Genomic DNA, 7,818 nt, shown 5'->3' with positions numbered 1-7,818 from the left:
GGATTGTAGAGCTCGCGCACGCGACGGCATCATTCCGAGCACCCCAGGCGGTGCAGCCGCTGGCTTGGACAGTTCGGTGACGAAGGGAGCCGGTCGAGGTGACCGGCTCCCCTTCTCATCCCGTCGCCGGGTCAGGAGTTCAGGATCTTGGATTTCTGGACCTCGAACTCCGTGGCGGTGAGCAGGCCCTGCGTTTTCAGCTCACCGAGTTGCCGCAACTGGTCCAGCTTGGCGGTCATCGGGTCCTGCTCCGGCTCGGCGGTCTCCTCCTCGACCGGCTGATCGGCGTACTGCTCGTCGTTCTGCCGCGACCACCGGCCGGCCTGACGGCGTGACACCCGGTTGGACACCGCGGTGGCCGTTCCCGCGATCACCGCGGTTCGTGCGATTCCCCTGAGTAGACCCGGCATCGCCGGTCACCGCCCCTTCGCGATCGCGGGTTCCGGCTCGGTCTCGTCCAGCACCCTGAGGATTTCCTGCACCGCGATCCGGCCGCCGGCCACCAGGTGCGCTCCGTTCTGCCGCAACGCGCGGGACAGCGGTGCCGCCCACAGGTTCTCGTAGACCAGCAGCATGGCGGCGGCGCCCGGTTCGAGGACCGAGGCAGCTTCGCGCAGGTCGTCGCCGCCGAGCATTCCGGAGGCGGCGCCGTGGAACGCGCCCAGGCCGTTCAACTCCAGCTCCCGGCCGTCGATGGCGACCACGGTGCCGTCGGGCGACTTGCGGACGAACAGCAGGTCCATGATCCGGACGATTCTGCGGTCCACCAGGTCGATCAGCAGTGGCAGCGCGGTGCCTTTCAGGCTGCCCTGCGGGAACTCGATGCACAGGTAGTCGACGGGTCCCATCTCGTCGAGGCCGCTCATCAGGCGCTCACCGGCTCGAGCCGTCGTTGCGTGGCGGTCTCCGGCTCCGGTGTGGCCCGGCGCCGCAGGACCATCGACTCGATGCCCCAGGCGATCAGGGCGCCGCCGGCCGCCGCGAGCAGCGGCAGCACGACCAGATAGCCGTAGTCGGGCCGGACCGGGCGCCCGCGCAGCACCTCGTAGGCGGCGGCAGCGCGCCGCTCGGCGATCGTTCTCCTTCTCATGGATTCCCCTCAGCTCGTGGTGGTCAGCATCCGTGCGTGACCGGGTGCCCCGGGAATGTGGGTCAGGGCCACGATGGTCCCCTCGGACGCCGCGACCCGGCCGGCCAGTTCGTTGAGCCAGCGGTGCTCCAGGAGCACTGCCAGCGCGTCGTTGTCCCGGTCGACGAGCCGCGCCGCCTCGTCCAGGTCGGTCGCGGTGATCAGGCCGGTCGCCAGGCGGGCCCAAGCGAGATCGGCCGGCAGCCCCGGCAGGTCGCAGAGCTCCACGGTGCACGCCTGGCCCGCCGGATCGGTCCGCATCACCAGGATGTCGACGATGCGCAGCTGCCCGGCCCGGGTCAGCCGGTCCAGGGTGGTCAGCACACCGGCGTTCAGCCGATCCGCGGGAAAGGACATGATCATGAGTTCCAGCGGCCCGAATGCCATGGCCACAGCGTGCGGTCCGGTCATGGCGCGGACCTCATCCAGGCGGGGTGAAACTCCGGCGGCGTGTGCGTTCATCCGCGCCGGGTGACGTGTGGCCGCGCCCGCGTCGGCCACTGTCGGCGATGCCACCGCCCGGCTCCGAGGCTCGAGGGGGAGACAATGACCAGTCCCGCACCGCCGTCACCCGCCGCACCGCCCGACCCGGCCGACGTTGCCGGTCCGGCCACCGTCACCGATCCGGCCACCACCGCCGACCCGGCCGCCGGGGAGCAGCCGAGCGCGGAAGAGCTGACCCGGCTGCGGGCGGAAGTGGCCACGCTGCGGGCCGAGCTCGACCGGCGGCCGTCGCGGAACCGGACCGCGGGCCGCACGGTTCGCCGTACGATCGCCGCGGTCCTCGCCGCGTTCGCCGCGTTCGCGCTGGTCCTCAGCATGGTGGGGCTGTGGGGGGCGCGGACCACGCTGAACACCGACCGCTGGGTCGCGACCGTCGCCCCGCTGCCGCGGGACCCGGCGGTCTCCGCCGCCGTCGCCGAGTACGCGAGCACGCAGCTCTTCGAGGTGCTCGACGTCGAGCAGCGGCTGCGGACGGTGCTTCCGCAGCAGGCGGCGTTCGTGGCCGGTCCGCTGACCGGCCAGATCCGTGAACAGGTCCGCAAGATCGTCGGGAACGTTCTGCAGAGCGACCGGTTCCAGGTCGTCTGGACCGAGCTGAACCGCCGCGTCCACCAGCGGGTCCTCGCCGTCGTCGAGGGCGACAGCGACATCCTGCAGGCACGCGACGACCGCATCCAGATCGACCTGCTGCCGCTGATCAACCAGGCGTTGCGGGAGGTGAGCGACGAGCTGCCGACCCTGTTCGGCAAGCAGATCACGCTGCCCGATCTGAGCAGCGGCGAGATCCCGGTCAACCTGCGCGAGCGGGTCCAGGAGCAGCTCGGCGTCACCCTCCCGGCCAACTTCGCCCAATTCACCGTCTACGACGCCGGAAAACTCTGGGCGGCCCAGCAGGCGGTCGCCACCGCCAAACGCGACCTGGCACTGTTCGCCGGCGCCACCATCATCCTGCTGATCTGCGCGTACGCCATCTCGCCCGGCCGCCGCCGCACCACCGTGCAACTGGGCATGTGGCTGGTTGTCGCGGCCGTCGCGGTGACCGCGATCCTGCGCGCCGTACGCCGTGAGCTGCTCGCCCAGGTCCCGGCCGGCACCTATCGCGACGGTGTCGACGCGGCGATGACCAGCATCTTCAGTCTGCTGCGGGAGCGTGGCACGCAGATCATCTGGATCGGGGCGGTGCTGGCGGTGCTCGCGTACCTGGCCGGCCCGGGCCGTGTCCCGGTCTGGCTGCGGTCGCAGGTCGCGCGTGGCGGGCGGGCCACCGGACGGGTGACCGGGCACGGCGCCCGCGTCGTGGCCGCGCACGCTCCCGGCTGGATCACCACGCACCTCGATCCGCTGCGGATCGCCGGGGTCGTGGTCGCCGCGATCCTCGCCCTGGTTCTCTCCTCGTGGACGTCCCTGCTGGTGATCGTGATCCTGCTGGCCGTCTACGAGGTGGCGGTCACGCTGATCGCCCGTCGTGGCCGCGGCGGAGGGGAACTCGCCGTCCGGTGAGGCGGCAGCGCGAAGGCACCCGGGTGACGACCCGGGTGCCTTCGGTGTGAGGGGGTGGCCTACGGGCGGTGGTCGCCGAAGGTCTCCAGCAGGGTGTCGCGTTCGGTCTCGGTCAGGTTCGTCTCGATGAGCCGGCTGCCCAGGCCGTGGAAGCGCTCGCCGAGCCGGTCCAGGTTGGCCTCGTCGGTGACCAGGAACAGCGCGGACGTTCCCTCGGTGATCTCGGCGCGGATCCGTTCCAGCTGGTCCCGGGTGATGCCGGTGCCCTCCGAGGCGCGCACGAGCGCACCGACCCCGGCGCCGACGACCCCGCCGATCACCGGGGCGAAGAAGAGGCTGCCGAGCAGCACGCCCCAGAACGCGCCCCAGCCGGTGCCCCGCCAGTTCGTGTCGTGCCCGTGGTGGGACTCCGGCTTGGCTGCGCCGAGCGGCCAGGTGACGATCGCGTGGTCGACGATCTTCACGAGATCGTCCGCCGAGGCGTACTTGATGGCGCCGAAGGCCTGTTCGGCGCCCTTGGGGTCGTCGTACTTCCAGACAGTGAAGGTCGTCATCGGGTCAGCCTGTCGGGGCCGGTGACTCGGGGACCTCATCCCGCGGGGGCGAATCCGAGAGCAGGACGTTCATCCACCGCGTGCTCGGGTCGATGTCGACCAGCAGCCCTTTCGCGAGCAGGGTCAGCGGGATCGCCAGCAGTGCCCCGAGCGCGCCCAGCACCCAGGCCCAGAAGATCAGTGCCAGGAACGAGACGGTCGCCGACAGGCCGACCGCGTCGCCGACCACCTTCGGCTGGATCACCGACTGGATGACGAAGTTGACCAGGCAGTACAGGACGATGACGGTGAGCATCAGCTCCGGGCCGCCCTGCAGCAGCCCGAGCAGGGCCGGCGGGATCACGCCGACGACGAAGCCGATGTTCGGGATGTAGTTGGTGATGAACGCCAGCAGCCCCCACAGCACCGGCAGCGGCACATCGAGGGCCCACAGCAGCAGCGTGTCGACGATCGCCACGATCAGCCCGAACACCGTGCAGACCACCAGGTAACGGCGGGTCCCCTGGGCGAACGAGCGCAGCGCGGAGACGACCTGCGGCCGCTCGCCGACCACGGCGCTGAGCCGGGCCGGGAAGCCGACCGCGTCCAGGCACATGAACAGCAGCACCGCGACCAGGAACAGGGTGTTCGACAGCAGCCCGGCGAGCCCGCCGAACAGCGACCGCACCAGGCCGGCCATCGAGCCGGTGTCGGCGCCGGCCAGCGCGGCGCGCACCTGGTCGGTGCTGACGCCGAGCGTGCCGAGGCCTCTGACCAGATCGTCGCGCAGGCTCGCGAACTGTGCCTGGTACTGCGGCATCAGGTCGATCAGCCGGGTCACCGAGACGGCCAGGGCGCCGCCGAGCGCGGCCAGGATCAGATAGACGACCAGCACGGTGGCGACGGCCGCGGCCCAGACCGGCAGGCCGCGCCGGCGCAGCCATCCGGTGAACGGGCTGACCGTCACGACCAGCATCAGCCCGAGGAAGACCGGCCCGATCAGGTCGGCGACCCAGCGCAGCCCCGCCACCACGACGACCAGGCAGGCGAAGCCCAGCAGCACGAGCACGCCCCGGGGCAGCAGCGCGGCCGGCGCGGAGGTGCGCAGCCGCACGCCCCCCGGGCGGGTGTCAGGCCCGGACCGCACGGCCGTGCGCCGCGACCGCGTAGATGCAGAGCACGTCGATGGCGATCACGATGCTGCACCAGAACGGGTAGGCCGGCAGCATGATCATGTTGGAGAAGACGCTGACCACGCCGATCACGATCACGACCAGCCGGGCCCACGTCTTGCCGTAGAGGATGCCGACCCCGGCCAGCACCGTGATCGCGCCGAGGATCAGCTGCATCCAGCCCCAGAACGTGAAGTCGGCCGGGATCGCCAGAGCGTCCGCGGTGGCCTGCGCGATGTCGTCACGGGCCAGCATCACGATCCCTTCGATCACCTCGAAACCACCGTTGATCAGCAGCATGATCCCGGCGAACAGGACCAGGCCGACCCACGGGGACGAACTGTTCCGGGCGTACGCGGTGTGTGTCATCGTTTCTCCCTCAGCGAGGTCAGGCAGAGCACCTCGACACCGGAACGGTCGAGGCGGGTGAGCAGGCGCTCCAGGTCGTCGTCGGAGAGCCGGCCGCGGATGGTGCACTGGCGTGGCATGGTCCGGATCCGCAGGTCGCCGAGCGTTCTTCGCAGCAGCGGTCCCAGGAAGCCGCGGACCCGGATCTCGTATCGCTCGTACATGCCGGCTCCCGTCGTACGCGGACAGTGGTTTTCCTGACCTTCGCGGCAGCGGGCGGTGACGGCATCGCTCGTCCGGGATGAACGGGCGCCGCCCGGGCTTGCGGCCACGGGCGAAGTCATCCCCGCGGAATGAGGATCGGCGCGGCGCGACGTGGCTGACTGGCGGCATCGAGCGGAAGGAGTACGTCATGGCAACACTGGTCGCCATCGGATATCCCGACGAGACCACGGCGACAGCGGCGTCGCTGGAGGCGAACCGGCTGGCCAAGGACCTGATCATCCAGCCGGACGCGATCGCGGTGATCATCCGGGATCGGGAGGGCAAGTTCCACGTCACCACCAGCCACCACGCGGTGGGCGGCGGCGCGACGTGGGGCATGTTCTGGGGCCTGCTGTTCGGGATGCTGTTCTTCGTCCCGATCCTGGGCATGGCGGTCGGCGCCGGGCTGGGCGCGCTCACCGGCAAGATCGCCAAGAACGCGATCAACAAGGAGTTCCAGGAGCGGATCCGTGAGGAGCTCCAACCGGGAACGTCGGCGCTGTTCCTGGTGGTCGAGTCGGTCACGCCGGACAAGGCGGTCGCCTCGCTGAGCCGCTTCGGTGGCACGGTGCTCAAGTCGTCGCTGCCGAAGGAGACCGAGGAGGAGCTCCAGGAAGCACTGCACGGCTCCCCCCGGCAGTAGGAAGGTTCCCGACAGAAGCGCCGCCCGATCCGTTCGGGCGGCGTTTCCTGTTCCCGGGCACCGCATACTGACGGCATCTGATTCCGGTCGCCGGAGCACGTGCACGGCGGCAACGGCGCAGGGCTCGGCGCCGCGCACCAGACCGGCCTCGCCGCGGTGTCCGGCGAGCCTGTTCGCCGGGCGCAATCTGCTCGATGAGGGCATGGCCGGCGTCGTCAACCAGTTCTCCGGCGAGTCGTGACAGGGCCGGGGATCGGCAGCGAAGGAGAGTCGTGATGGGTCCGGTAATCTATGAGATCGACACGTGGCCGTGGCTGACCGGCCTCGGAGGCGTCACCCTCGGCGAGGTGCCCGGCACGGTCTGGGACCAGGTGGCCGCGCCCGGCATCGACGCGGTCTGGCTGATGGGGGTCTGGGAGCGCAGCCCCGCCGGGATCGCCGTGGCGAGGTCCAACGAGGAGTTGCAGCGGTCGTTCCGCGACGCGCTGCCCGACCTGAGGCCGGACGACGACGTCGGCTCGCCCTACTGCGTGCGGCGCTATCGGGTGGACGAGCGGCTCGGCGGGCCGCAGGGGCTGGCCCGGGCCCGCGAGGAGCTGCGCCGGCGCGGCGTCAAGCTGTTCCTCGACTACGTGCCCAACCACGTCGCCCCGGACCACCCGGCGGTCACCGAGCACCCGGACTGGTTCGTGCGGGAGAACGGCGTCATCGCCAACGGGCGCGACCCGTACTTCCCGCCGTGGCCGGACGTGCTGCAGCTCAACGCGTTCGCGCCGGGCATGCGGGACGCCACCGTCGCCGCGTTGTCGGACATCGCCGACCAGTGCGACGGCATCCGCTGCGACATGGCGATGCTGCTGATCAACGAGATCTTCGCGCGTACGTGGGGAGCACTCGCCGGTCCACCGCCCGCGCAGGAGTTCTGGCCGCACGTGATCGGCCGGCTGCGGGAACGGCACCCGGGCGTGACCCTGGTCGCCGAGGCCTACTGGGACACCGAATGGCAACTGCAGCAGCAGGGTTTCGACCACTGCTACGACAAGCGGCTCTACGACCGGCTGGTCCACGAGGACGCCGGGTCGGTCCGCAAGCACCTCAGCGCCGGGCTGGACTATCAGGACCGGCTGATCCGGTTCCTGGAGAACCACGACGAGCCGCGGGCCGCCGCAACCTTCCCGGACGGGCGCGCGCGGGCCGCTGCGGTGGTCGTGGCCACGCTGCCCGGCGCGACGCTCTGGCACGACGGGCAGTTCGAGGGGCGGCGGGTCCATCTGCCGGTCTTCCTCGGCCGATTCCCGGACGAGCAGCCGGATCAGGCCCTGCGCGACTTCTACCGCCGGGTGGTGGCGGCAGCCGCGGACGTCCGGCGGGGGCAGTGGCGGATGCTGGAAACCTTCGGCTGGCCGGACAACCAGTCGCACCAGGACCTGCTCGCCTGGGCCTGGGACTCCGCCGTCGTGGTGGTCAACTTCGCCGGGCACCCGTCCCAGGGCCGGGTCCCGCTGCCGGGCGCCGAGGTGCCCGGCCGGGCCTGGCGTCTGGTCGACCGGCTGGACGGGCGGGTGTTCGAGCGGTCCGGCAGCGATCTGGCGGGGGAGGGGCTGTTCGTCGACCTGCCGCCGTGGGGAACGCATGTTCTAGTCCGAGAGTGAGGTGACCAGCACCGAAGGTGACGGACTATCCGATCCGGACGATGCGCGGGTGTGGTAGTGCCGGGAGTCTGAG

General features: G+C 70.9%; 11 protein-coding genes. 3 read left to right on the top strand and 8 right to left on the bottom strand.

Features of this window, described 5'->3' with window-relative positions:
* Nucleotides 1-131: 131 nt before the first annotated feature.
* From Acy02nite_RS25770 to Acy02nite_RS25755, 4 genes are read right to left on the bottom strand one after another with little or no spacing between them, the layout of a single operon-like run.
* A complete protein-coding gene (locus tag Acy02nite_RS25770; protein ID WP_239175208.1) occupies nucleotides 132-374 on the bottom strand; it encodes an SHOCT domain-containing protein in 243 nt (80 codons plus the stop codon).
* Nucleotides 375-416: 42 nt separating this feature from the next.
* Complete coding sequence (locus Acy02nite_RS25765) at nucleotides 417-866, bottom strand: DUF6325 family protein (protein ID WP_203744916.1); 450 nt, start codon at nucleotides 864-866, stop codon at nucleotides 417-419.
* Nucleotides 866-1,090, bottom strand: coding sequence for a hypothetical protein (locus tag Acy02nite_RS25760; protein WP_203744914.1), 225 nt, complete (start codon nucleotides 1,088-1,090; stop codon nucleotides 866-868). Before Acy02nite_RS25760 ends, Acy02nite_RS25765 begins: the two co-directional genes overlap by 1 nt.
* A 9-nt stretch (nucleotides 1,091-1,099) precedes the next feature.
* On the bottom strand, nucleotides 1,100-1,516 hold the full coding sequence (locus Acy02nite_RS25755) for a DUF6325 family protein (protein ID WP_203744912.1): 417 nt from the start codon (nucleotides 1,514-1,516) through the stop codon (nucleotides 1,100-1,102).
* A 159-nt stretch (nucleotides 1,517-1,675) separates the two neighbouring features.
* Here Acy02nite_RS25755 and Acy02nite_RS25750 point away from each other — a divergent pair, with 159 nt between their 5' ends.
* A complete protein-coding gene (locus tag Acy02nite_RS25750; RefSeq protein WP_239175207.1) occupies nucleotides 1,676-3,133 on the top strand; it encodes a hypothetical protein in 1,458 nt (485 codons plus the stop codon).
* A 59-nt stretch (nucleotides 3,134-3,192) separates the two neighbouring features.
* Here the strand turns inward: Acy02nite_RS25750 and Acy02nite_RS25745 are convergent, their stop codons facing one another.
* Genes Acy02nite_RS25745 through Acy02nite_RS25730 form a run of 4 tightly spaced genes read right to left on the bottom strand, consistent with a single transcriptional unit; the run spans nucleotide 3,193 to nucleotide 5,410 of the window.
* The gene (locus Acy02nite_RS25745; RefSeq protein ID WP_203744910.1) at nucleotides 3,193-3,687 is read right to left on the bottom strand and encodes a DUF1269 domain-containing protein; all 495 of its coding nucleotides are present in this window, start codon (nucleotides 3,685-3,687) and stop codon (nucleotides 3,193-3,195) included.
* Between the two features lie 4 nt (nucleotides 3,688-3,691).
* Nucleotides 3,692-4,780 carry an AI-2E family transporter gene (locus Acy02nite_RS25740; RefSeq protein WP_239175206.1) on the bottom strand — a complete coding sequence of 363 codons (1,089 nt, stop codon included), beginning with the start codon at nucleotides 4,778-4,780 and terminating at the stop codon, nucleotides 3,692-3,694.
* A gap of 16 nt (nucleotides 4,781-4,796) precedes the next feature.
* On the bottom strand, nucleotides 4,797-5,207 hold the full coding sequence (locus tag Acy02nite_RS25735; protein WP_203744906.1) for a DUF7144 family membrane protein: 411 nt from the start codon (nucleotides 5,205-5,207) through the stop codon (nucleotides 4,797-4,799).
* Nucleotides 5,204-5,410 (bottom strand): DUF8691 family protein, encoded by a 207-nt coding sequence (locus Acy02nite_RS25730; protein ID WP_203744903.1) that lies wholly within the window; start codon nucleotides 5,408-5,410, stop codon nucleotides 5,204-5,206. Before Acy02nite_RS25730 ends, Acy02nite_RS25735 begins: the two co-directional genes overlap by 4 nt.
* A 188-nt stretch (nucleotides 5,411-5,598) precedes the next feature.
* Here Acy02nite_RS25730 and Acy02nite_RS25725 point away from each other — a divergent pair, with 188 nt between their 5' ends.
* Nucleotides 5,599-6,093: a DUF1269 domain-containing protein gene (locus Acy02nite_RS25725; protein WP_203744901.1), complete on the top strand. Its 495-nt coding sequence runs from the start codon at nucleotides 5,599-5,601 to the stop codon at nucleotides 6,091-6,093.
* 275 nt (nucleotides 6,094-6,368) lie between these two features.
* Nucleotides 6,369-7,745 (top strand): alpha-amylase family protein, encoded by a 1,377-nt coding sequence (locus tag Acy02nite_RS25720; protein ID WP_203744899.1) that lies wholly within the window; start codon nucleotides 6,369-6,371, stop codon nucleotides 7,743-7,745.
* Nucleotides 7,746-7,818 lie beyond the last annotated feature (73 nt).

Origin of the sequence: Actinoplanes cyaneus, assembly GCF_016862095.1 — a bacterium.
In the GTDB taxonomy this organism is placed as follows: Bacteria; Actinomycetota; Actinomycetes; order Mycobacteriales; family Micromonosporaceae; genus Actinoplanes; species Actinoplanes cyaneus.
The sequence above is the reverse complement of the archived record's forward strand: the minus strand, read 5'-3'. Positions and strand labels throughout refer to the sequence as shown.

Excerpts from the sequence above, each read along its gene's own strand:
- Acy02nite_RS25730 (WP_203744903.1), bottom strand. The coding sequence starts at position 5,410 with ATGTACGAGCGATACGAGATCCGGGTCCGCGGCTTCCTGGGACCGCTG.
- Acy02nite_RS25765 (WP_203744916.1), bottom strand. The coding sequence starts at position 866 with ATGAGCGGCCTCGACGAGATGGGACCCGTCGACTACCTGTGCATCGAG.
- Acy02nite_RS25750 (WP_239175207.1), top strand. The coding sequence starts at position 1,676 with ATGACCAGTCCCGCACCGCCGTCACCCGCCGCACCGCCCGACCCGGCC.
- Acy02nite_RS25760 (WP_203744914.1), bottom strand. The coding sequence starts at position 1,090 with ATGAGAAGGAGAACGATCGCCGAGCGGCGCGCTGCCGCCGCCTACGAG.
- Acy02nite_RS25735 (WP_203744906.1), bottom strand. The coding sequence starts at position 5,207 with ATGACACACACCGCGTACGCCCGGAACAGTTCGTCCCCGTGGGTCGGC.
- Acy02nite_RS25720 (WP_203744899.1), top strand. The coding sequence starts at position 6,369 with ATGGGTCCGGTAATCTATGAGATCGACACGTGGCCGTGGCTGACCGGC.
- Acy02nite_RS25755 (WP_203744912.1), bottom strand. The coding sequence starts at position 1,516 with ATGGCATTCGGGCCGCTGGAACTCATGATCATGTCCTTTCCCGCGGAT.
- Acy02nite_RS25725 (WP_203744901.1), top strand. The coding sequence starts at position 5,599 with ATGGCAACACTGGTCGCCATCGGATATCCCGACGAGACCACGGCGACA.
- Acy02nite_RS25745 (WP_203744910.1), bottom strand. The coding sequence starts at position 3,687 with ATGACGACCTTCACTGTCTGGAAGTACGACGACCCCAAGGGCGCCGAA.